Genomic DNA, 22,139 nt, shown 5'->3' with positions numbered 1-22,139 from the left:
CCGAGGTGCCGATCGGCCCGATGGGCAAGGACGTTCGAGCGCCGGGACTGTCAACCGTGCGCCCCTCCCGGCGACCGGGTCCGCCGCACTACCGTGGACGGTCCCAAGGAGGCGGCATGGCGATACGCACAGCGGTTCTCGTGCCCGTCGCACTGCTCGGCCTCGTGGCGGGCGCGGTGTGGTGGTGGGCCGTCCTGCGTCTGGCGCTCGTTCCGGATCAGGCGGGCGTCCTGGAGGGGGCGGTGGCGGCGGGTGGTTGGGGGCTGAGCCTGCTGCCGGTACATGTGTCGGCGTCCCGCGGCGTCACCAGGGCATCACGACACCGCCGTTCGGACGGAATATCTGACCCGTCGTGAACGACGAGGCGTCGGAGGCGAGATGAAGGACCGCGTGGGCGATGTCCTCCGCTTCGCCGACGCGGCCCAGCGGGGACGCCCTGATGAGCGCTGCCTCGGCCCGGCGCTGCTGCTCCGCGTCATGACGGTCGGTCATGGGGGTGCGGATCCAGCCGGGGGCCACGGCGTTGACGCGGATGCCGTGCGGCCCGAGCTCGGTCGCGAGTGTCCTGGTGAGCTGGACGACCGCCGCCTTGGCTGCGCTGTAGCAGAGCAGACCCGCTTGTGCCGAGTCGACGGCACCGGACGCCATGGTGACGATCGAGCCCCGGCCGGCGGGGTCCTCGGGGACAGGGGCGGACGCCGTGCGGCGTTCGCCGCTTCCCGGACGGGCCCGGTCGATCATGGCCCGGGCTGCCTCCTGGCAGGTGTACAGCACTCCCTTGAAGTTGATGGCCAGGACGCGGTCGAGGTCCTCGTCCCGCGTCTCGAGCACCGTGCCCGTGTGCATGATCCCGGCGATTGCTGCCACGATGTCGAGTCCGTCCGTGCTCTCGATCGCGGCCCTGACCCCCGCCCGGTCGGTGACGTCGACGGTGTGGGCGACGGCGGTGCCACGGCCGCTGCGGATCAGGGACCGGGTCTCGTCCAGGCCCCGTGCGTCGATGTCGGCACAGTGCACGACGGCCCCCGCTTCAGCGAGCAGGACGGCCGAGGCACGTCCGATGCCGCCCGCCGCTCCGGTGACGAACGCCGTACGGCCGCCGAGATCGTACGCCGAGAGACCCATGGGCGGACCGTACGACCGACCTGACGGTCCGTCAATCAGCAGGCGCCGATTGGCAGCCCGGGCACCAGTAGGTGGGGCGATCACGGCCCCCGTCACCTTGATCGGCCCTGCGCACGAGGGTTCCGCAGCGGGGACAGGGGTGGCCTTCACGGCCGTAGACGTACAGCCGCTGCCCGGGGCCGCGGCGGCCCGTGGTGACACGGTCGGGGCGGGATTTGTTGGCGTCGAGGAGCCGGTGGGCGGTGGCCACGAGACGGGCGAGCATGTCCGCGGGCAGCTCGCCGACGGGGAGCCAGGGCGTCACGCGGGCCAGGAAGGCCAGCTCGGACTTGTAGACATTGCCGATGCCGGCGAGGTTGCGCTGGTCGAGCAGGGCCTCGCCGAGGGGGCGGGCCGGGTCGGCGAGGAGGTTGGCCACCGCCGTGTCCGGATCCCAGTCGGGGCCGAGCAGGTCGGGGCCGAGATGCCCCACGGCCTGCTCCTCGTCCGCGGTACGGAGCAGTTCCAGGACGGGCAGGCGATAGCCGACTGCCGTGTAGGCCTCATTGCCGAGGACGGCACGGATCTGATGCGCGGGGCCGCCGCGCCAGCGTTCACCGGAGCCGTACACCTGCCAGGAGCCGTCCATCCGCAGGTGCGAGTGCAGGGTGAGGCCGCCCTCGATACGGGTGAGGAGGTGCTTGCCGCGCGGAGTGACGTCCAGGACGGTGCGGCCGGTGAGATCCGCGGTGGCGAACCGGGGCACTCGCAGATCGGACAGGGTCAGCACGCGGTCGGCCAGTGCGCGGTGCAGGCGGTGGGCGGCCAGCCACACGGTGTCTCCTTCGGGCATGACATCCATGATGCGCGACGGGATCGGGAGCGGCGGGCGGCATGGTCCCGGCTGGTCGGGCGGGCGCAGCCTGGTCCCGGCTGGTCGGGCGGGCGGCCGGACGGACGCGACGGCGCGGGACGGGGGGCGTCCGGCTGGTCAGGAGGGCAGCCGCGCCGGTCGGCGTCTTTCCGGCGGGCGGGGTGAGGATGCCCCGGGCTGGCTGGTTGCGGAGCCTAGGAGGCCCGGGCGGTCGGCGGGCGGAGTCGAGGGTGCTCGGGCGGTCCGGCGGGCTTGGCCTGTGCCCGGTTGGCTGGGAGGGCGGTCGACGGCCTTGACGGGCCGGTCCTGGGCCGGAGGGTGCCCCGGGCGGTCCGGCGGGCAGGGGCGAGGATGCGTGGGCGCTCCTGAGCGCTGGGTGCCGTCACCGGGCGTGGGGCGTCCGGTCGGTCGGGCGAGACCGGCGGGGACCCGGGGGCATCCGGCCGGTCAGGAGGGCCGGCCCGGGCTCGGATCAGGGCCGCAGGCGCAGGCCCCTCGGTGTGGCGTGGAATCCGGCGGTCTCCAGCGCACCGCCCAGGGGCGAGGTCAGGGCCGGCGAGCCGTTGGCCCGTTCCACCGTCACCGTCCCCAGCGCGCCCTCACGGGCCGCGGTGGCCAGTGCGGCAGCCGCCGCGTGCAGGGCCGGGGCCAGCGGGTCCGTCACCCAGGAGAGCAGCGTCTTGCCGCCGCGCTCCATGTAGAGCGTCAACTCGCCGTCCACGAGGACGACGAGGGAGCCCGCCTTGCGGCCTGGTTTGTGCCCGGCGCCCTCGGGCGGCTCGGGCCACGGAAGCGCCGCGCCATAGGCGTTCGCCGGGTCGGCGGCGGCCAGCACCATCGCGCGGGGCGCCGCCCGGCCCTCGTCACGGTCCCGGGCGGTGGAGGCGGCACGCAGCCTGTCGACGGCGCCGTCCATAGCGAACTGGGCGGCTCCGAGGCCCTCGACGACATAGCCGCGGCGGGCCTGCCCGCTGTCCTCGAAGGCCGACAGGATGCGGTACGTGGCGGAGAAGCCGCCCTCCACGCCCTCGGCGGCCACCGCGCCGCGGGTCACCACACCATGGCGGTCGAGCAGGCTGCGGGCGAGAGCGTGCGCCCGGTGGGTCGGCTCGGGCTCCGGGGCGGGCAGGAGGGACCAGCGGCCGCTCACGGTCGGGGGGCCGGAGCGGGTGGCGGGCCGGGCCGCCACCGACAGGGTGCCGTACCGGCCGCGGGGGACCGTGCGCTTGGCGCGGTGCGCCGTCGAACCGGCCGTGCGGCCCGACCCGAGCAGGGCGCGCAGCGGTGCCAGAGTGTCGTTGGTGAGCCGACCGGACCAGGCCAGGTCCCAGATCGTGTCGGCGAGTTGGGGATCGGTGGCGTCGGGGTGGGTGGTGGCGCGGACCTGGTCGGCGATCTGGCGGAAGAACAGGCCGTACCCCCCGGACAGGGCGGTCAGCACCGACTCGTGCAGGGCCGTCAGCTCCAGCGGGTGCGGTGGCGGGAGCAGGAGCGGAGCGGCGTCGGCCAGATAGAGCGAGACCCAGCCGTCCTTGCCGGGCAGGGCGCCTGCGCCCGCCCACAGCACCTCTCCGGTCGTGGTCAGTTCGTCGAGGAGGGTGGTGCTGTAGTGGGAGACGCGGGAGGGGAGGACCAGTTTTTCCAGGGCGGAGGCCGGAACAGCCGCGCCCTGGAGCTGCTCGACGGCGCGGGCCAGGCCGTCGATGCCGCGCAGCCGGTTGCTGCCCATGTGCTGCCACTGGGGAAGGAACGCGGCGAGCGCGGCGGGCGGGACCGGCTCCAGCTCGTGGCGGAGCGCGGCCAGGGAGCGGCGGCGCAGACGGCGCAGCACGGCCGCGTCGCACCATTCCTGGCCGATGCCTGACGGGTGGAACTCGCCCTGCACGACGCGCCCCGAAGCGGCGAGCCGTGCCAGACCGCCTTCCGTGACGGCCGGGCCCATACCGAAGCGGGCCGCTGCCTGGGCCGAGGTGAACGGTCCGTGCGTCCGTGCGAAGCGGGCGAGGAGATCGCCCAGGGGATCCTTGACCGGCTCGGTGAACGCCTCGGGGACACCCACGGGCAGCGCGGTGCCGAGGGCGTCACGCAGTCGGCCCGCGTCCTCGACCGCGGCCCAGTGGTCGGTGCCCGCGATGCGGACGCGGATCGCGCGGCGCGAGGCCACCAGCTCCCGGGGCCAGGCCGGCTCGCCACCGCGCTCGGCGAGCTCGGCATCGGTGAGGGGGCCCAGGACGCGCAGGAGATCCGCCACGCCCTCCGCGTCCTTGACCCGACGGTCGTCCGTGAGCCACTGCAGCTCCCGCTCCAGCTCGGTCAGCACGTCGGCGTCGAGCAGCTCGCGCAGCTCCGCCTGTCCCAGCAGTTCGGCCAGCAGCCGGGAGTCCAGCGAAAGGGCTGCCGCCCGCCGCTCGGCGAGCGGCGAGTCGCCCTCGTAGAGGAACTGGGCCACGTAGCCGAACAGCAGGGAGCGGGCGAACGGAGAGGGCTCGGGCGTGGTGACCTCGACCAGGCGGACCCGTCGGGACTCGATGTCTCCCATGAGCTCGGTGAGTCCGGGGACGTCGAAGACGTCCTGGAGGCATTCGCGGACGGCTTCGAGGACGATCGGGAAAGAGCCGAACTCGCTCGCCACCTGAAGCAGTTGGGCCGCACGCTGGCGCTGCTGCCACAGGGGTGTGCGCTTGCCGGGAGTGCGCCGCGGCAGCAGCAGCGCCCGCGCGGCGCACTCCCGGAACCGGGAGGCGAACAGGGCGGACCCGCCGACCTGGTCGGTCACGACCTGGCTGATCTCGCTCTTGTCGAAGATCGTGTCCGCGGCTCCGACGGGGGCCTGCTCACTGTCGTACGCCGTGTCGATGTGGACCGGGTCCTGGTCGAGGAGGTCGAGACCCATCAGGTCGGCGTCGGGCAGGCGCAGCACGATGCCGTCGTCGGCGTGCATGACCTGCGCGTCCATGCCGTACCGCTCGGCGAGGCGGGCGCCGAGCGCCAGTGCCCACGGCGCGTGGACCTGTGCGCCGAACGGCGAGTGGATCACCACACGCCAGTCGCCCAGCTCGTCCCGGAACCGCTCCACGAGGATCGTGCGGTCGTCCGGGACATGGCCGCAGGCCCGGCGCTGCTCGTCGAGATACGCCAGCACGTTGTCCGCCGCCCAGGCGTCCAGGCCCGCTGCCAGGAGTCGCAGCCGGGCGTCGTCGGGTGCCAGCCCGCCGACCTCGCGCAGGAACGCGCCGACCGCACGGCCCAGCTCCAGCGGGCGGCCCAGCTGGTCCCCCTTCCAGAAGGGGAGGCGGCCGGGGACGCCCGGGGCGGGTGAGACCAGCACCCGGTCCCGGGTGATGTCCTCGATCCGCCAGGACGTGGTGCCCAGGGTGAAGACGTCGCCGACCCGGGACTCGTACACCATCTCCTCGTCGAGCTCCCCGACCCTGCCACCGCCCTTCTTGGGATCCGCGCCCGCGAGGAAGACGCCGAAGAGCCCCCGGTCGGGGATGGTGCCGCCGGAGGTGACGGCTAGCCGCTGCGCCCCCGGCCGGCCTGTCACCGTGCCCGCGACCCGGTCCCACACCACGCGCGGGCGCAGCTCGGCGAAGGCGTCCGACGGATAACGCCCCGCGAGCATGTCCAGGACAGCGGTGAACGCCGACTCGGGCAGGGAGGCGAACGGCGCTGCACGCCGGACCAGCGTCAGCAGGTCGTCGAACTGCCAGGTGTCCATCGCGACCATGGCCACGAGCTGCTGGGCCAGTACGTCCAGAGGATTGGCCGGGACGCGCAGCGATTCGATGGAGCCGGTGCGCATCCGCTCCGTGACGACCGCCGCCTGCACCAGATCGCCGCGGTACTTGGGGAAGACGACCCCTGTCGAGACAGCGCCGACCTGGTGCCCTGCCCGGCCGACACGCTGGAGACCCGAGGCGACCGAGGGCGGTGACTCCACCTGGACGACCAGGTCCACCGCGCCCATGTCGATGCCCAGCTCCAGGCTGGAGGTGGCGACGACTGCGGGCAGCCGGCCCGCCTTGAGGTCCTCCTCGACCAGGGCGCGCTGCTCCTTGGAGACCGAGCCGTGGTGGGCGCGGGCGAGGAGCGGTGGCGCGCCCTGAGCGGCCCCCGACTGCGCCAAGATCTCGGCCGGCGGCCCCTCCTCCGGCAGGGGAGTGCCCGTCACCCGCTCGTACGCGATCTCATTGAGGCGGTTGCACAGACGCTCCGCCAGGCGGCGGGAGTTGGCGAACACGATCGTGGAGCGGTGGGCCTGGACGAGGTCGGCGATCCGCTCCTCGACGTGCGGCCAGATCGAGGGCTTCTCGCCGGGACCCTCGGACGCGTCCGAGGCGGGTGAGCCGCCCAGCTCCCCCAGGTCCTCGACGGGGACGACGACCGAGAGGTCGAACTCCTTGCCGGAAGGCGGCTGGACGATCTCCACCCTGCGCTGCGGCGACAGGTACCGCGCCACTTCGTCGACCGGCCTGACGGTGGCCGACAGGCCGATCCTGCGCGCCGGGCGCGGCAGCAGCTCGTCCAGACGCTCCAGTGACAGGGCGAGGTGCGCGCCGCGCTTGGTGCCGGCCACCGCGTGGACCTCGTCGAGGATGACGGTCTCGACACCCGCCAGGGCGTCCCGCGCGGAGGAGGTGAGCATCAGGAACAGCGACTCGGGCGTGGTGATCAGGATGTCCGGGGGCCTGGAGACCAGCGCCCGGCGCTCGGCTGCCGGGGTGTCGCCGGACCGTATGCCGACCCGCACCCCGGGCTCGGGCAGGCCCAGCCGCACCGACTCGTGCCGGATCCCGGTGAGCGGGCTGCGCAGATTGCGCTCGACGTCGACCGCCAGCGCCTTGAGCGGGGACACATACAGCACGCGGCAGCGCTTCTTGGTCTCCGCCGGGGGCGGTGTGGACGTGAGCCGGTCGAGAGCGGCGAGGAAGGCGGCCAGCGTCTTGCCGGAGCCGGTGGGTGCCACCACCAGAACGTCCGAGCCCTCACCGATGGCCCGCCAGGCTCCCTCCTGTGCGGCAGTGGGCGCGCTGAACGCCCCCGTGAACCAGCCTCGGGTCGCGGGGGAGAAGGAGTCGAGCGCAGTCCTGGCCATGCCCCCCATCGTGCACCCGACCACTGACAACCCGTGTCCAGGAGGCGGACGGGCAGGTCGCGGACGCCGGGCCGGGCGCAGAATTGCTGCATGGAGAGCGACGCGGCACCGGACCGGAAGGACGAGTGGGCGCGGCACTGGCAGTACCCCGGCGTACCCGGCCTGGACCTGCTGCGTGCCCGCTATGTGCGTCACTCCTTCACCCGGCACACGCACGAGGGCTTCGTGCTCGGCGCCGTACGACGAGGCATCGAGGACGTGCTCATGCCGGAGGGGACGATCCGGGCCAGGCCCGGCACCGTCGTCATGATCAATCCGGAAGTGCCGCACTCGGCGAGGGCGGGGGTGCCGGAGGGCTGGGTGTACTCGACCCTCTACCCCTCCTCCGGGCTTGTCGCGACGATCGCCGAGGACGTGACCACCCTGCGCGGCACCGCGGGATTCGCCGAGACGATCGTCGAGGACCCGGACACCGCCCGCCTGGTCCACGAGGTGCACCGCGCCGCCGAAGAGGGCAACGCGCTCGCCGCCGACAGCGTGCTGCGCATGACGGTCGCGCGGCTGCTGCGCCGCCACGGGCGTTCACTGCCCGCCCGTCCGCCGCTCGCGTCCGGAGCCCGTACGGCGGCGCTGGCCAGGCAGCTTCTCGAGGAGCGGATGGCCGATCCGCCATCGCTGGAGGAGCTCGCGCAGGAGCTCGGCACCAGTCCCTTCGCGCTCCTGCGCGCTTTCAAGGCCGCGTACGGTCTGCCGCCGCACACCTGGCTGACAGACGCGCGCGTGCGCCGCGCCCGCCATCTCCTGGACGCCGGGACGGCACCGGCCGAGGCCGCCGTCGCCGTCGGCTTCGCCGATCAACCCCATCTCAACCGCCACTTCACCAGGATCGTGGGCGTGCCGCCGGGGGCCTATCGGCGTGAGCGAACCGTTGTCCGGCCCACGTCTGCTCGTTGATCGCAGCGCACGTACTCCGCGAGCCGGCGCCGCGCCGAATACACCGATGCCACGGAAGCCGCCGAGGTGGTGCTTCTGGCCGATCTGCTCATGCGACTGCTTGGCAGGATCGAGGCCAGTCGGCAGCCCTGACTCGCCCGGCACTCCGCTGAATCCGCCCGTGCACCCTTCCGCGTGAAGTGCGGAGAGGCACGTCGGACGTGGAAACGCCGCCCGACCTGTAGTCGAGATCGACCGGTCCGCGAGCAACGGCCGTCCACACGTTGACCGCCTGGCGGCCGATCCAGGCACGGAGGGGACGCGCACCCGGGGCGCGGCTCCGAGGGCGCGGTCACCGCAATGGGCGTGCCGTCTGGGGCGCGGTCGGGCCGTGGGTCCGCGTCGTACGTCGCATCCGGATCCTCTTGCCCCTAGCGAGACGGCACCGTACGCTCACCAACGACGTACCGACCAGCCGGTATGTCCCGTGCCTGAGCAGTACGCGGCGGCGAGCAGCCTGCCGGTCGCGCCGCAGGCCCGATCCACCGCCGATCGCAGGAGCCGCCGGAGATGACCAACGTCAACCACCAGGTGCGCCTGGCCGCCCGCCCGGTGGGCGAGCCGCAGCCCACGGACTGGAAGCACGTCGAGGAGCCGGTCGGTGAGCCGGGCGACGGGGAGTTCCTGGTGCAGGTGCTCTACCTGTCGATCGACCCGGCGATGCGCGGCTGGATGAACGCGGGCAGGTCCTACATCCGCCCCGTGGAGATCGGCGAGGTGATGCGCGCCGGCGCGGTGGGACGGGTGATCGCCTCCCGCCACCCCGGCTTCGCGGTCGGCGAGCATGTGTCGGGCACATTCGGCGTGCAGGAATACTGCCGGTCGGACGGGCGCGACGTCACCAAGGTCGACCCGGCGGCGGCCCCCCTGCCGACGTATCTCGGCACGCTCGGCATGTCGGGCCTGACGGCCTACTTCGGCCTGATCGACATCGGACGTCCCGAGCCGGGCCAGACCGTCGTGGTCTCCGGAGCGGCCGGGGCCGTCGGCAGCGTCGTCGGCCAGATCGCCAAGATCCTGGGCTGCCGGGTCATCGGCATCGCCGGGGGCGAGCGCAAGTGCCGACTGGTGGTCGATGAGTTCGGGTTCGACGCCGCGATCGACTACCAGACCGAGGACGTCCGCAAGGCGCTGCGCCAGCACGCCCCCGACGGCGTCGACGTGTACTTCGACAACGTCGGCGGCGACGTCCTGGACGCCACGCTGCTCACGCTGGCGCGCGGTGCCCGCGTCGTCATCTGCGGCGCGGTCTCCCAGTACAACAGCACCGAGACGAAGGGCCCCAGCAACTACATGTCGCTGCTGGTCAATCGCGCCTCCATGACGGGCATGGTGGTGTTCGACTACGCCGAACGCTACGCCGAGGGAATCGCACAGCTCGTCAAGTGGCAGGCGGAGGGCCGGCTGCGGGCGCTGGAGGACGTCGTACCAGGTGGCGTGGCGGCGTTTCCCGAGACCCTGATGCGGCTGTTCCGCGGTGAGAACCACGGCAAGCTGGTGCTCAAGGTCGCGGACGAGTAGGGCAGAGGAGAGAGAATCCAGTGAAGGCACTGACCTACCACGGCCGCCATGACATTCGATACGGCGATGTCCCCGACCCAGCCGTCACCAGCCCCACCGACGCGGTCGTCCAGGTCACCACGGCCGGTATCTGCGGCAGCGACCTGCACATCTACAGCGGCAACTCGTTCAGCCCGGAACTGGGCTACACCCCGGGACACGAGTGCGTCGGCGTGGTCGTCGACACCGGCGACCAGGTCACCCGCTTCAAGCCCGGCGACCGGGTGCTGGTTCCCGCCTCGGTCGGCTGCACCCGGTGCCGGACCTGCGCGGCCGGGTTCACCGCCCGGTGCGAGCGCGCCAAGACCGCGACGGACCTCTGCTACGGGGTGAGCCCGCAACTCCCGGGCAGTCAGGCCGAGGCCCTCGCGGTGCCCTACGCCGACGTCAACCTGGTGCACCTGCCCGAGGGCATTTCCGACGAGGCCGCCGTGGTCCTCACGGACAACGCCCCCACGGCCTGGTACGGGTGCCGCCGCGCCCGCATCCAGCCCGGCGAGACCGTCCTGGTCATCGGCCTCGGCCCGGTCGGCCTCATGGCCGCCCAGTCCGCCTTCGCCATGGGCGCCGCCCGTGTGCTGGGCGCGGACCTGGTCGCGGAGCGCCGTGCCTTCGCCGCCACCCTGGGCGTCGAGCCGGTCGAGGGCGAGGACGCACGGACGGCCGTACGGGAGATGACCGCAGGACGCGGTCCGGACGCCGTGATAGAGGCCGTGGGCTCGGACGCCACCATCGAACTCGCGCTCAAGGCCGTCCGGCAGGCTGGACGGGTCAGCGTCATTGGTGTCAGCCAGAACAAGGCCTTCCCCTTCCACATGGGACTGGCTCAGGTCAAGGAGTTGGAGTTCGCCATCGGACTGTGTTCGGTCCACTACGAACTCCCTGCCCTGATCGCGCTCGCCCAAGCCGGCCGGATCACCCCGGAGGTCGTGGTCTCCCACCGCTTCATCCTCTCCGAGGGTCCTGCGGCGTACGAACTGTTCAACAGCCGTGCCGACGGCGTCCGCAAGGTCCTTCTCGACCCTGCCCGTTGATCACCTCGGTGCTGCCGCCGCGTCACACTCTCCGTGCCGGTGGCAGCACCACACCGCCCACCACCCGTTGCGTGCCGATGCGCGGAAGATCCGCGCCACCCATGCCCGACGGCAGAACCCGCACCTCCCGAGAACGCGACCAGTACGCACGTCGTGTCCGCCCGGGGCCGGCTCGGGCGCAGACCGCCCAACGCCCACACCGACCCGGACGTCACCAGCGTCGCGATCGGCTCGGCGCTCCCCCTTGGGCGCGTCCAGCCACCGAGGCCTCGGTGCGGAGAAGCGCAAGAACGTACAAGACGGCCCACGGCGGCCCTGCGTAGCGTCCCCGGCGTGGCAGAACAGACAGCTCACCCAGAGATGCCCACCCGCAAGGCACCGGTGCCCGGGCCGCGCGAGGCGACCAAACCGGACTCGGCCGTCGTCCGTGACGCCCTCGGCGTCGGGATCGCCGTCGGCCTGTCCGGATTCGCCTTCGGCGTGACGTCGGCGGGCTCCGGTCTCACCCTTCTGCAGACCTGTGTGCTCAGCCTGCTGGTGTTCACCGGCGCCTCGCAGTTCGCACTCGTCGGAGCCATCGCGGCGGGCGGCAACCCGTTCGCCGCCGCGGCGGGCGCGTTCTTCCTGGGCGTACGCAACGCCTTCTACGGGCTGCGGCTGTCGCAGTTGCTCGCCCTGCCCCGTTTCGTACGGCCGCTCGCGGCCCACTGGGTCATCGACGAGACCACCGCCGTCGCGCTCGCCCAGCCCACGCGGCGCAGCGTGCGCATCGGCTTCACGGTCACCGGGCTCACGCTCTACGTGCTGTGGAACCTGACCACGCTCCTCGGAGCACTGGGCGCGGAGGCGATCGGCGACACCGACGCGTGGGGACTGGACGCGGCCGGGCCCGCCGTCTTCCTCGCCCTGCTCGCTCCCATGCTGCGCACGGCCACCGAGCGGGCCGTGGCCGGGCTCGCGGTGGTGCTCGGACTCGGATTCCTGCCGGTCCTGCCGGCAGGAGTGCCGGTGCTGGTGGCGGCGCTCGCCGCGCCGGCCGTGCTGTGGCTCAAGGGCCGTGCCATCGGCGGGCGAACGGACACCGCCCGGCACACGGACGGGGCAGGAGGGACGGGCCGTACCAGGGCCCCGGAGTCGGGCCGTACGAAGGTCCCGGAGACGGGAGAGGCCCCGCGGAAGGGAAAGGGAGAGGACCGTTGAGCATCTGGATCGCGATCGCGGCGACCGCCGTCGGCTGCTACCTCGTCAAGCTCGTCGGCCTCCTCGTACCGGCCGACACCCTGGAACGTCCGCTCGTGCGGCGGCTGGCCGCGCTGCTGCCCGTCGCCCTGCTGGCCGCACTCACGGCGCAGCAGACCTTCGGCGTCGGTGACGCGCTCGTCCTCGACGCCCGGGCGGCCGGGCTGGGAGCCGCCGCCGTGGCACTGCTGCTGCGCGCGCCCTTCCTGGTCGTCGTAGGGGCGGCCGTGGCGGTCACGGCGGGCGTACGCGCGCTCGGGGGCTGATCGCGACCACGCGCGCGTGGGGACCCGTATCCGGCCGGCCCGTATCCGGCCGGCCCGTACCCGGTCGGCCCGTGCCCGGTACGGCGAGGCTCCTGGCAGGGAGGCGACAGTGGCCATGCGGGCGTGAGCCGTAGGGGAAGGCCGCCATCTCGCGGGCGACCAGGTGTCAGCGGCCACGCGCGCGTGGGGCCCGGCGCCGGGCGGGATCGGACGCCGGCGGCAGGTCAGCCGATCGGACGGCCGTATGCCTGGAGCGTCCGCAACGCCTCGATGGTCGCCAGCGGCCGGGCCTCCAGGGTCGTCCCCGGCGCCCACGCGCGATAGGTGATCGGCCAGCCGCCGTCCGGCTCCTGCTGCGCCGCCAGGTGATCCAGCGAGCCGGCCATCTCCTCGTCCGTGAACCAGCGACGGGCGAGGGACGCCGGAGTGGGGGCGTAGTGGTGCGGGAAATGGTGTTCGCCGGGGGCGTACCCCGGCGCCACTGGCTGGTCGTCCAGCCGCCGCGGATCGAGGGCGACCAGCCGCTGTTCGCGGACCATCCGGCCGAGCCGGTCCGCGGCCGCCTCGGCGCGGGAGCGGTCCGGGGCGCTGTCCAGGAACGCGACCGCCGCTTCGATCTCGTACGGATGGGACTTGTCGAGGGCGTCCACGGCCGCCCAGCAGAAGTCAGTGGCCCGGAACAGCCAGGCGTGCCACACCTGATTGCGGTGCAGCAGGCCGACGACCGGGCCTGTGGCGAGCAGTTCGCTCGGCGGGTTGTCGACGATCGGGAGGAACGGGGCGGCCGGATATCCGCGCTGTGACGGGTGGATGGCGGGCAGCGCGCCGTCCGGTGTCGACACCTGGGTGAAGTAGCGGCACATCCGCTCCACACGCAGACCGCCGCAGCGGCCGATGGAGTCCAGCACCCGCAGGGCGTGCGCCGTGTGCAGGGGCTGGCTGACGGGGCCGCGCAGATCGGGTTCAAGCGCGTGGCCGTAGCCGCCGTCCTCGTTGAGGTACGCGGCCAGAGCCGTCTCGACGACGTCCGAGCCGCCGCCAAGGAAGTGGTACGCGAACCGCCGCTCCTCCAGGACGCGGGCGGTCAGCCAGATGAAGCGCTCGGCGCGGGCGAGTGGAGACGCGAGCGGCGTCTCATTGGTTGCTCCGGTTCCAGCCATGTTCCGACCGTAGGGCGGAAAGGGCTTTCGGCAAGTCCGACGGGCGGAGCTGCACTCGCAGGGGGCGGGATACTGGAGTCATGCGGTTGACGATTTTCTGGGAGCGGATGGCCGATCACTTCGGCGCCACCTACGCCGACTCGTTCGCGCGTGATCATGTGATGACCGAGCTGGGCGGCCGCACGGTCCACCAGGCCCTGGCGGCGGGCTGGGAGGCGAAGGACGTCTGGCGCGCCGTGTGCGCCGCCATGAACATCCCCGCTGACAAGCGCTGACATCCGGGGCAGGCAGTTCCCTGCCGCCGGCGTACGGGACACTTGGCCGGTGGACCGGACCGACAGCAACACCCAGGACGAGACCGCCGCTGACGTGACCGTGCAGGACGTCGCCGCCTCCACCACACCACCCGGCACGCTCCCGCCGACGGCGGTGAACGGCAACGGCGGCGCTGTTCGCATGCCGCGCTGGCTGCCGCGCGCCATGGTGCTGGCTCTCGCCCTCTACGCCTGTTTCCAGCTCGGGAGCTGGGCCTTCCACCAGCTCATCGGGCTGCTGATCAACGTCCTGATCGCGTTCTTCCTGGCGCTCGCCGTGGAACCCGCGGTGGGCCGCATGGCCGCGCGCGGCATGCGTCGAGGGCTCGCCACCTTCCTGGTCTTCTTCGCGGTGCTGGTGGCCGGGATCGGGTTCGTCGTGCTGCTCGGCTCGATGCTGGCCGGTCAGATCATCGACATGGTCGAGGACCTTCCCAAGTACATCGACTCCGTCATCCGCTGGATCAACGGCACCTTCCACACCGAGCTGTCCCGGGTCGAGGTGCAGGACAGCCTGCTGCGCTCCGACTGGCTGCGGAAGTACGTGCAGAACAGTGCCACCGGCGTGCTCGACATCTCGGCGACCGTACTGGGCGGGCTGTTCAAACTGCTGACGATCTTCCTGTTCTCGTTCTACTTCGCGGCCGACGGTCCGCGGCTGCGCCGTGCCCTGTGCTCCGTCCTGCCGCCGGCCAAGCAGACCGAGGTGCTGCGTGCCTGGGAGATCGCGGTCGACAAGACCGGCGGATATCTGTACTCGCGCGGACTCATGGCGCTGATCTCCGGTGCTTCGCACTTCGTCCTGCTGGAGATCCTGGGGGTGCCGTACGCTCCCGCGCTCGCGGTGTGGGTCGGCCTGGTCTCGCAGTTCATCCCGACGATCGGCACCTACCTCGCGGGCGCCCTGCCGATGCTGATCGCGTTCACCGAGAACCCCTGGTACGCCCTGTGGGTGCTCGGATTCGTCGTGTTCTACCAGCAGTTCGAGAACTACATGCTGCAGCCCAAGCTGACCGCCAAGACGGTGGACATCCATCCGGCGGTCGCCTTCGGCTCGGTGGTGGCGGGAACGGCACTGCTGGGGGCGGTCGGCGCGCTGATCGCGATCCCGGCGGTCGCGACGCTCCAGGCGTTCCTCGGCGCCTATGTGCGGCGGTACGACGTGACCGACGACCCACGTGTGCACGGACACCACCGTCCCCGCGCGAGCCGGGCGCTCGCCCGGGTGCGGCTGGCGCTTCGCCGCGACCGGCCGGCACCGGAGGGGCATCGCGCCGGGGCCGACGGGCTGCCGGAGGCGTGACCGGCGCGGGGGGCTCGGTCGAGGCCTGGCCGCGACCGGTCTCGGTGCCGGTGGACCGCCCTGCCCCGGGCCGTTGTCCCGGCGGAGGAGCGGGAGGACCCTGAGGAGGTACTGCGAAGCGACCGCGTACCGCCGGGGACCGTTGGCTCATTGGCATGGTGAGCTTGACACCAAAATCGAACATCCATTCTCATGGGGTTCCGGCCCGGATTCCCGCGGGATCCCGTGAGTTATCCACAGGCTGGAGGGACGGCGGGGCCCATTGTCAGTGGCAGGGGTTAGCGTCTTTGACGTGAAGCGATCGACTCAAGCAAATCGGGTGGAACCCATGGCAGGAACCGACCGCGAGAAGGCGCTCGACGCCGCGCTCGCACAGATTGAACGGCAGTTCGGCAAGGGCGCCGTGATGCGTCTGGGCGAGCGGCCGAACGAGCCCATCGAGGTCATCCCCACCGGGTCGACCGCGCTCGACGTAGCCCTCGGCGTCGGCGGCCTGCCGCGCGGCCGCGTGGTGGAGATCTACGGCCCCGAGTCCTCCGGCAAGACGACCCTGACCCTGCACGCCGTGGCCAACGCGCAGAAGGCCGGCGGCGCAGTGGCCTTCGTGGACGCGGAGCACGCCCTCGACCCCGAGTACGCGAAGAAACTCGGCGTCGACATCGACAACCTGATCCTGTCCCAGCCGGACAATGGCGAGCAGGCGCTGGAAATCGTGGACATGCTGGTCCGCTCCGGTGCCCTCGACCTCATCGTCATCGACTCCGTCGCCGCCCTGGTGCCGCGTGCCGAGATCGAGGGCGAGATGGGCGACTCCCACGTCGGTCTGCAGGCCCGTCTGATGAGCCAGGCGCTCCGGAAGATCACCAGCGCGCTCAACCAGTCCAAGACCACCGCCATCTTCATCAACCAGCTGCGCGAGAAGATCGGTGTGATGTTCGGCTCTCCGGAGACCACGACCGGTGGCCGGGCGCTGAAGTTCTACGCCTCGGTGCGCATGGACATCCGCCGCATCGAGACCCTGAAGGACGGCACGGACGCGGTGGGCAACCGCACCCGCGTCAAGGTCGTCAAGAACAAGGTCGCGCCCCCCTTCAAGCAGGCCGAGTTCGACATCCTCTACGGCCAGGGCATCAGCCGCGAGGGCGGTCTGATCGACATGGGCGTGGAGCACGGCTTCGTCCGCAAGGCGGGCGCCTGGTACACCTACGAGGGCGACCAGCTCGGCCAGGGCAAGGAGAACGCGCGCAACTTCCTGAAGGACAACCCCGACCTCGCCAACGAGATCGAGAAGAAGATCAAGGAGAAGCTGGGCGTCGGCGTCCGCCCGGAGGTGCCCGCGGCCGAGCCCGGAGCGGACGCGGCAGGCGTGGCGGCGTCCGAGGACACGGCGAAGTCCGTGCCCGCACCGGCTTCCAAGGCGAAGTCGGCCAAGACGGCGGCGGCCAAGGGCTGACCCATGGCCCGGCGCACCGAATGGCCGGGCGACAGCGCCGACTCGTCGAGGGCCGAGCAGGCGCTGCCGCCCCAGGATCCGGCGGAGCGGGCGCGGGCGATATGCCTGCGCCTGCTCACCGGGACACCCCGCACCCGTAAGCAGTTGGCCGACGCGCTGCACAAGCGGGAGATCCCCGCGGAGGTGGCCGAGGAGGTCCTCTCCCGGTTCGAGGACGTGGGACTGATCAACGACGCAGCTTTCGCCGACGCCTGGGTGGAGTCGCGGCACCACGGCCGTGGCCTCGCCCGCCGGGCGCTGGCCCGAGAGCTGCGGACCAAGGGCGTCGACGCCACGCTGATCGACGAGGCCGTGGGGCAGCTGGACTCGGATCAGGAGGAGGCGACGGCTCGGGAGCTGGTCGACCGCAAGCTGCGCACCACCCGTGGCCTCGACCGTGACCGCCGCCTGCGCCGCCTTGCCGGGATGCTGGCCCGCAAGGGCTACTCGGAGGGCATGGCGCTCCGGGTGGTCAAGCGCGCCCTCGAAGAGGAGGGCGAGGACACCGCGGACCTGGACGACACGACGTTCTAGCGGGCGGCCCGGTGTCCGGCCGCCCGGCCCGCCGCCCCCTCGCGACGCGTGCGCCAACGCCGGCACCTCCCCGCGACCGGCAGGCCGCCGCCCGCCCGGTGTGCGCCGCGACGCGCCCCGGCCGAGGAGTAAATGGTGCGCCGAAGTCCACTCGCGACACCCGCTATGCGTGTGCGCCACGTTGCGGCGCCGTCCGCGATGCGCGACGCCCATGCGTGTGCGCCGATGCCCATGTGGACCGGGCAGCGCGACTCGGTCCGCCGCACCGACCAGGTGCGCGCCGACGCCGCCCGCGACGCCAGGCACCGTGCGCCCAGCTACGTGCCGTGACGCGCGCCGACGCGCGATGCCTGGCCGCCACGCGTGTGGGCCGACGCGCGATGCCCGGCCGCCACGCGTGTGGGCCGACGAATTCGTGCGGAGCGGTCAGGGCGAACTCGGTCCGCTGTCAACCAGGTGTGCGCCGACGTCCGCTCGCAAACGCGCGACGCCCACACGTCGAGGCCGTGCGCCGCTCCGCACCTACCGCGTCACCGGCAGACCCGCGGCCCGCCAGGCCTGGAAGCCGCCGACGAGGTCGGTCGCACGACGCAGGCCCAGTTCGTGCAAGGAAGCGGCCGCGAGGGACGAGGCGTACCCCTCGTTGCAGATCACCACGATGCGCAGGTCGTGGTGCGTCGCCTCCGGCGCCCGATGGCTGCCCTGCGGGTCGAGCCGCCATTCCAGCTCGTTGCGTTCCACGACCAGTGCGCCGGGAATCACTCCGTCCCGCTCCCGCAGCGCCTGGTAGCGGATGTCCACGAGGAGCGCTCCGTCCTCGGCCGCCTCGAACGCCTCCTGCGGCCCGACGCGTACCAGCCCTTCCCGTACGCGTTCCAGCAGCTCGTCGATCCCTGTGCGTTCGCTCACTGCCAGTCCTCCGGGCGCTCGACCTGCTCGAGTCGAAGGACCGCGCCCGACCTGCTGAAGCGCCTCATCAGCGGGAGCGGCGGATAGTAGGCGTGCACGGAGACGGCGTGGTCGGTGGGCGACTCGTTGAGCACTTCGTGGACATGGTGCGTGCCGAAGGCGCGCGCCCGTCCCGCGCTCAGGTGGCGCCTGCGGTCTACGCCTTCGTTCAGTTCGAGCGTCTTCCAGCCGCCCGCGGGAAGCCGGACCGCCAGGGAGTGTTCGGTCAGCTGCCCCTCCGCGGTGGCGAACGCGCCCAGCGACTCGGCGTGGTCGTGCCAGCCGGTTCCGGTGCCGGGCGGCCAGCCGATCAGCCACGCCTCGCTCCCGCGCGGGCCGTCGAGCCGCAGCCAGGTGCGGCCTTCGGGGTCGCGCGGCAGGGAGGCGATCAGTTCCCGGTCGGCGGCGGCGCGCCGTACGAAGCCGAGCAGTTCTGCGGTGGTGGGGCCGCCCGGGGCGTTGGCACCGGCCGGGCGTGGAGCAGTGATGACAGAGGGTGCGGGAGCAGTCTGGGACACGGATACCGTCCTGGAAGTTCGCTGGCGAGCGCGCGGGCACAGCGGGCCACGGCGCGGGGAAGGCGATTCAGCAGGACGGGCGACACACGCAGCCCGCGTAGCGGACGAGGTCCATATGGACCCTCCGCCACAGGCGCACATCGGTGTCGTTCACGCTCCGGAGTACACCACGGGGCACAGCGCGGGTCAATTGATGTCTGCGGTACGGCCGGTACGGTCGGTACGGTCGGTGCCAGCCGCCGAGGGTGCGCCACCGCGTACGGTGTCGGCCGCCGCGTACAGCTCGGTGGGCCGTACGCCCGCGAAGGCCGCCGCCAGGTGTCCGTCCGGCCGGACGAGCAGCACGGTGTGGGCCGACGCCCCGGGATAACTCTCCGTCACCAGCAGCTCGGCCTGCATCGGAAGCCCGGTCACGGCCTCCGCCAGCCTGGGCATCACTCCGGCGCTCACCCAGTGCCGCCGGTCCCACACCCCGGTGCCCGGCGCGACGAGCACCACGAGCAGGCGGCCCTGCCCCAGCCGGTCCCGCAGCCGTGCCGCCGTGCCGTCGGGAGCGGTCACCCGTACGTCGTCGACGGGGGCGCCCGTCTCCGTGCCGACCGCGTTCCAGGGGGTCAAGGGTTCGGGCGTGAGAACCGAGTGCGCGTAGACAGGGGGTGCGCCGAGTACGCCCTGACCGAGGTGACCGTCGGTGAGCATCGTGTCGTGGCCGCGCGCCGCCCCGGGCAGGTAGGTGCGCAGACCGCTGCCGCTGCGCAGTATCGGCAGCGACTGGTCCGCGGCGCGCAGCCGCGCGGCGACGGCGGTGCGGCGCTCCTCCTGATAGCTGTCCAGCAGTGTCCCGGACGCCCCGTGGTGCCAGGCGCGCGCCAGCTTCCAGGCCAGGTTGTCGACGTCGCGCAGCCCCTCGTCGACGCCCTGCGTGCCGAGTGCGCCGAGGAGGTGTGCGGCATCACCGGCGAGGAAGGCCCGCTCGACGCGCCACCGGCGTGCGAGGCGGTGGTGCAGGGTGTACACGCCGGTGTCGATCAGCTCGTACGCCGGCGTCGCGCCGCACCAGCCTGCCAGGGTGTCCCGTACCCGCGCCACCAGCGCCTCGGGGGTGACCAGTTCGCCGCGGGGCGGCAGCAGCCAGTCCAGCCGCCACACGCCGTCCGGCAGGGGGCGCGCGACGACCTCGTCGCCCCCCGACGGCCACGGCGGTCGGCGGTGCAGCAACGCTTCGCCCTGCCAGGGAAGTTCGGTGCGCAGTGCGGCCACCGCATGGCGTTCCACCGCCGTACGCCCAGGGAAGCGGATGCCGAGGAGCTTGCGGACCGTGGATCTGGCGCCGTCGCAGCCGACGAGGTAGCTGCCCCGCCACCAGGTGCCCGAAGGGCCGCGGCTGTGGGCGGTGACGCCGCTGCCGTCCTGCTCCAGCGAGTCCAGACGGCTGTCGATGGCGAGCCGTACGAGCCGCTGCCTGGTGACCGCGTCCCGCAGCCCGCGGGTGAGGGTGTGCTGCGGGATGTGCAGGGGAGCGGGGGTGATGCCGTCGCCGAGCGGAATGTGCCGCATTTCCTGCTTGCGCCGCATCGACCGCCAGCCCCTCCAGCGGATGCCCTCGTCACGCAGGGTGCCGCAACCGAGCCGCTCCACCAGGTCGGCGGTGTCCGAGCGCAGGACGACGGTCCGGGCGGGGCGCGGTTCCTCCTTGCCGTTGCTCTCGTCGAGGACGACGGAAGGGACGCCCTGGGCGGCGAGGGCGAGGGACAGGGCGAGGCCGACCGGCCCGGCCCCGACCACGATCACCGGGTCCACGAGCTGACTCCTCGGGCGCGAAGGGTCATGCGAAGAGGTACGGAACCAGCCCGGTGCGCGATCACAGAACGTATGCAACTCACTGCCGGTGCCTGCGTCAAGCGACACCGGGGTGCGGCGAGGGGCGGTGGCCCGCGGCCACCGCCCCTCAGCGTTCGAACATCCGATGAACCGTCAGAGCGTCCGTCCGTCATCGGTCTTGGTGACTCCGGGCTCACCGACGGGCTCCTCCGCGCCGCCCGGTGCGGTCAGGACCGCGCCCGTGCTCTTCTTGCCCCGTCGCAGCCTGCCCTCCAGCCAGGAGGCGAAGCTCGTGAGAAGCAGGTTGAGGAGGATGAAGATCACCGCGACGACGATGAAGCTCGGGATGGTGTTCGCGTAGTTCGCGGCCAGCGTGCTCTGAGCGCTGAGCAGCTCCGTGAAGGCCAGCAGTGCGCCGCCGAGCGCGGTGTCCTTGACGATCACGACGAGCTGGGAGACCAGTGCGGGCAGCATCGCGGTCACGGACTGCGGGAGCAGGACGTTCGTCATCGTCTGGCCCTTGCGCAGGCCGATCGCCTTGGCAGCCTCCGTCTGGCCCTTGGGCAACGACAGGATGCCTGCGCGGACGACCTCTGCGAGGACCGACGCGTTGTACAGCACGAGGCCGGTGACCACGGCGTACAGCGGGCGGATGTCGCTGCTGATGGCGTCGGAGTTCGCGTAGAGCTGGTTCGCGAACAGCATCAGGAGGAGGACAGGGATGGCGCGGAAGAACTCCACGACCACCCCGGCCGGGATGCGGACCCAGCGGTGGTCGGAGAGCCGGGCGATGCCAAAGACCGCACCCAGCGGAAGCGCGATGACCATGGCGAGGGCTGCTGCCTTCAGCGTGTTGCCCAGGCCGGGCAGGAGATAGGTCGTCCAGGCCTGAGCCTCGATGAACGGCTTCCACAGGGACGACTCGAGCTGTCCGTTGTCGGACAAGACGCTGAGGATCCACCAGACGCCCAGCCCGAGCAGGGCGAGGAACGCGGTCGTGTAGACGATGTTGCGACGCTTGGCGCGGGGCCCGGGAGCGTCGTAGAGGACGGAAGTCATCGCTTCACCGCCATGCGCTTGCCGACCCAGCCGAGGATGAGTCCGGTGGGAAGGGTGAGAACCACGAAGCCGAAGGCGAAGACCGCCGAGATGAGGACCAGCTGTGCCTCGTTCTCGATCATCTCCTTCATCAGGAGAGCCGCCTCCGCGACGCCGATGGCCGCTGCGACGGTGGTGTTCTTGGTGAGCGCGATCAGCACGTTGGTGAGTGGACCGATGACCGAACGGAAGGCCTGCGGGAGCACGATGGTTGTCAGGACCTGCGTGAAGCTCAGACCAAGAGCGCGTGCCGCCTCCGCCTGGCCGACCGGCACGGTGTTGATGCCGGACCGCACGGCTTCGCAGACGAAGGCCGCGGTGTAGACCGAGAGCCCGAGGACAGCCAGCCGGAACGGCAGAGCCTCGAAGTCGTCGGGAACCCCCATGGTCATGCCGAGGGTGTCGGCGAGACCGACTGCGGAGAAGACGATGATCACGGTCAGTGGGATGTTCCGGACCACGTTTACGTAGACCGTGCCGAATCCGCGCATCAGGGGCACCGGACTCACCCGCATCGCGGCGAGAACGGTGCCGAGCACCAGAGAGCCGATTCCGGAGAGGACGGTGAGTTTCACCGTCATCCAGAACGCCCCGAGCAAGTCGTAACCTTCAAGAAAGTCGAACACGATCTCCCGCGCTTTCGCGTGTGGGAGGGCCCGGCGCGCCGCCCTCAGGGGGGGCGCGCCCCCCCCCCCCCCCGTCACATGAAGGAGGTTACCCTCGTGGGGGCCGGGGAGGTCGTGTATGTGGCCCGGGCCCAAGTGTGCCTAAACTCCCCCGGAC

Annotated in this window: 21 protein-coding genes; 11 read left to right on the top strand and 10 right to left on the bottom strand. The window is 72.0% G+C overall.

Going from position 1 to position 22,139, the window contains the following annotated elements:
• Positions 1 to 116: 116 nt before the first annotated feature.
• Positions 117 to 356 (top strand): hypothetical protein, encoded by a 240-nt coding sequence (locus ACH5AF_RS29565; protein ID WP_398905792.1) that lies wholly within the window; start codon positions 117 to 119, stop codon positions 354 to 356.
• On the opposite strand, the gene ACH5AF_RS29560 is transcribed toward ACH5AF_RS29565, so the two are convergent.
• The 3 genes from ACH5AF_RS29560 to ACH5AF_RS29550 all read right to left on the bottom strand — a co-directional run bounded on the left by ACH5AF_RS29560 (position 304) and on the right by ACH5AF_RS29550 (position 7,076).
• Positions 304 to 1,125 (bottom strand): SDR family NAD(P)-dependent oxidoreductase, encoded by an 822-nt coding sequence (locus ACH5AF_RS29560; protein WP_398905791.1) that lies wholly within the window; start codon positions 1,123 to 1,125, stop codon positions 304 to 306. The genes ACH5AF_RS29565 and ACH5AF_RS29560 overlap by 53 nt on opposite strands.
• A 31-nt stretch (positions 1,126 to 1,156) precedes the next feature.
• On the bottom strand, positions 1,157 to 1,957 hold the full coding sequence (locus ACH5AF_RS29555) for an Fpg/Nei family DNA glycosylase (RefSeq protein ID WP_398905789.1): 801 nt from the start codon (positions 1,955 to 1,957) through the stop codon (positions 1,157 to 1,159).
• 493 nt (positions 1,958 to 2,450) lie between these two features.
• Complete coding sequence (locus ACH5AF_RS29550; protein ID WP_398905787.1) at positions 2,451 to 7,076, bottom strand: ATP-dependent helicase; 4,626 nt, start codon at positions 7,074 to 7,076, stop codon at positions 2,451 to 2,453.
• Between the two features lie 90 nt (positions 7,077 to 7,166).
• Between ACH5AF_RS29550 and ACH5AF_RS29545 the strand changes: the two genes are divergently transcribed.
• The 5 genes from ACH5AF_RS29545 to ACH5AF_RS29525 all read left to right on the top strand — a co-directional run bounded on the left by ACH5AF_RS29545 (position 7,167) and on the right by ACH5AF_RS29525 (position 12,168).
• On the top strand, positions 7,167 to 8,030 hold the full coding sequence (locus ACH5AF_RS29545; protein ID WP_398905785.1) for an AraC family ligand binding domain-containing protein: 864 nt from the start codon (positions 7,167 to 7,169) through the stop codon (positions 8,028 to 8,030).
• Positions 8,031 to 8,579: 549 nt separating this feature from the next.
• Positions 8,580 to 9,590, top strand: a complete 1,011-nt coding sequence (locus tag ACH5AF_RS29540; protein ID WP_398905783.1) for an NADP-dependent oxidoreductase — start codon at positions 8,580 to 8,582, stop codon at positions 9,588 to 9,590.
• A 20-nt stretch (positions 9,591 to 9,610) separates the two neighbouring features.
• Positions 9,611 to 10,663, top strand: coding sequence for an alcohol dehydrogenase catalytic domain-containing protein (locus ACH5AF_RS29535; RefSeq protein ID WP_398905781.1), 1,053 nt, complete (start codon positions 9,611 to 9,613; stop codon positions 10,661 to 10,663).
• A 333-nt stretch (positions 10,664 to 10,996) separates the two neighbouring features.
• Positions 10,997 to 11,863 carry an AzlC family ABC transporter permease gene (locus ACH5AF_RS29530; protein ID WP_398905779.1) on the top strand — a complete coding sequence of 289 codons (867 nt, stop codon included), beginning with the start codon at positions 10,997 to 10,999 and terminating at the stop codon, positions 11,861 to 11,863.
• On the top strand, positions 11,860 to 12,168 hold the full coding sequence (locus ACH5AF_RS29525) for an AzlD domain-containing protein (protein ID WP_398905777.1): 309 nt from the start codon (positions 11,860 to 11,862) through the stop codon (positions 12,166 to 12,168). Before ACH5AF_RS29530 ends, ACH5AF_RS29525 begins: the two co-directional genes overlap by 4 nt.
• A gap of 224 nt (positions 12,169 to 12,392) precedes the next feature.
• Here the strand turns inward: ACH5AF_RS29525 and ACH5AF_RS29520 are convergent, their stop codons facing one another.
• Positions 12,393 to 13,328, bottom strand: a complete 936-nt coding sequence (locus ACH5AF_RS29520; RefSeq protein ID WP_398905775.1) for a hypothetical protein — start codon at positions 13,326 to 13,328, stop codon at positions 12,393 to 12,395.
• An 80-nt stretch (positions 13,329 to 13,408) separates the two neighbouring features.
• Here ACH5AF_RS29520 and ACH5AF_RS29515 point away from each other — a divergent pair, with 80 nt between their 5' ends.
• The 5 genes from ACH5AF_RS29515 to ACH5AF_RS29495 all read left to right on the top strand — a co-directional run bounded on the left by ACH5AF_RS29515 (position 13,409) and on the right by ACH5AF_RS29495 (position 17,301).
• The gene (locus tag ACH5AF_RS29515) at positions 13,409 to 13,603 is read left to right on the top strand and encodes a DUF3046 domain-containing protein (protein WP_398905773.1); all 195 of its coding nucleotides are present in this window, start codon (positions 13,409 to 13,411) and stop codon (positions 13,601 to 13,603) included.
• A gap of 181 nt (positions 13,604 to 13,784) precedes the next feature.
• Entirely contained in the window at positions 13,785 to 14,945 is a 1,161-nt protein-coding gene (locus ACH5AF_RS29510; RefSeq protein WP_398905818.1) for an AI-2E family transporter, read from the top strand.
• Positions 14,946 to 15,273: 328 nt separating this feature from the next.
• Positions 15,274 to 16,398 (top strand): recombinase RecA, encoded by a 1,125-nt coding sequence (gene recA, locus ACH5AF_RS29505; protein WP_398905771.1) that lies wholly within the window; start codon positions 15,274 to 15,276, stop codon positions 16,396 to 16,398.
• A 3-nt stretch (positions 16,399 to 16,401) separates the two neighbouring features.
• Positions 16,402 to 16,971: a recombination regulator RecX gene (gene recX / locus ACH5AF_RS29500; RefSeq protein WP_398905769.1), complete on the top strand. Its 570-nt coding sequence runs from the start codon at positions 16,402 to 16,404 to the stop codon at positions 16,969 to 16,971.
• 171 nt (positions 16,972 to 17,142) lie between these two features.
• Entirely contained in the window at positions 17,143 to 17,301 is a 159-nt protein-coding gene (locus ACH5AF_RS29495; protein WP_398905767.1) for a hypothetical protein, read from the top strand.
• Positions 17,302 to 17,493: 192 nt separating this feature from the next.
• Here ACH5AF_RS29495 and ACH5AF_RS29490 read toward each other — a convergent pair whose 3' ends face one another.
• The 6 genes from ACH5AF_RS29490 to ACH5AF_RS29465 all read right to left on the bottom strand — a co-directional run bounded on the left by ACH5AF_RS29490 (position 17,494) and on the right by ACH5AF_RS29465 (position 21,982).
• Positions 17,494 to 17,880 carry a rhodanese-like domain-containing protein gene (locus ACH5AF_RS29490; RefSeq protein WP_398905766.1) on the bottom strand — a complete coding sequence of 129 codons (387 nt, stop codon included), beginning with the start codon at positions 17,878 to 17,880 and terminating at the stop codon, positions 17,494 to 17,496.
• Positions 17,877 to 18,437, bottom strand: a complete 561-nt coding sequence (locus ACH5AF_RS29485; protein WP_398905764.1) for a cysteine dioxygenase — start codon at positions 18,435 to 18,437, stop codon at positions 17,877 to 17,879. Before ACH5AF_RS29485 ends, ACH5AF_RS29490 begins: the two co-directional genes overlap by 4 nt.
• Before the next feature lie 67 nt (positions 18,438 to 18,504).
• Positions 18,505 to 18,576 carry a putative leader peptide gene (locus ACH5AF_RS29480; RefSeq protein ID WP_309544753.1) on the bottom strand — a complete coding sequence of 24 codons (72 nt, stop codon included), beginning with the start codon at positions 18,574 to 18,576 and terminating at the stop codon, positions 18,505 to 18,507.
• A gap of 47 nt (positions 18,577 to 18,623) precedes the next feature.
• Positions 18,624 to 20,237, bottom strand: a complete 1,614-nt coding sequence (locus ACH5AF_RS29475) for an FAD-dependent monooxygenase (RefSeq protein WP_398905762.1) — start codon at positions 20,235 to 20,237, stop codon at positions 18,624 to 18,626.
• A 174-nt stretch (positions 20,238 to 20,411) separates the two neighbouring features.
• A complete protein-coding gene (locus tag ACH5AF_RS29470; RefSeq protein ID WP_398905760.1) occupies positions 20,412 to 21,317 on the bottom strand; it encodes an amino acid ABC transporter permease in 906 nt (301 codons plus the stop codon).
• Entirely contained in the window at positions 21,314 to 21,982 is a 669-nt protein-coding gene (locus ACH5AF_RS29465) for an amino acid ABC transporter permease (RefSeq protein WP_398905758.1), read from the bottom strand. The genes ACH5AF_RS29470 and ACH5AF_RS29465 overlap by 4 nt, the downstream gene beginning before the upstream one ends.
• Positions 21,983 to 22,139: the final 157 nt, after the last annotated feature.

The organism is Streptomyces sp. NPDC018833 (assembly GCF_044390825.1).
In the GTDB taxonomy this organism is placed as follows: domain Bacteria; phylum Actinomycetota; class Actinomycetes; order Streptomycetales; family Streptomycetaceae; genus Streptomyces.
The sequence above is the reverse complement of the archived record's forward strand: the minus strand, read 5'-3'. Positions and strand labels throughout refer to the sequence as shown.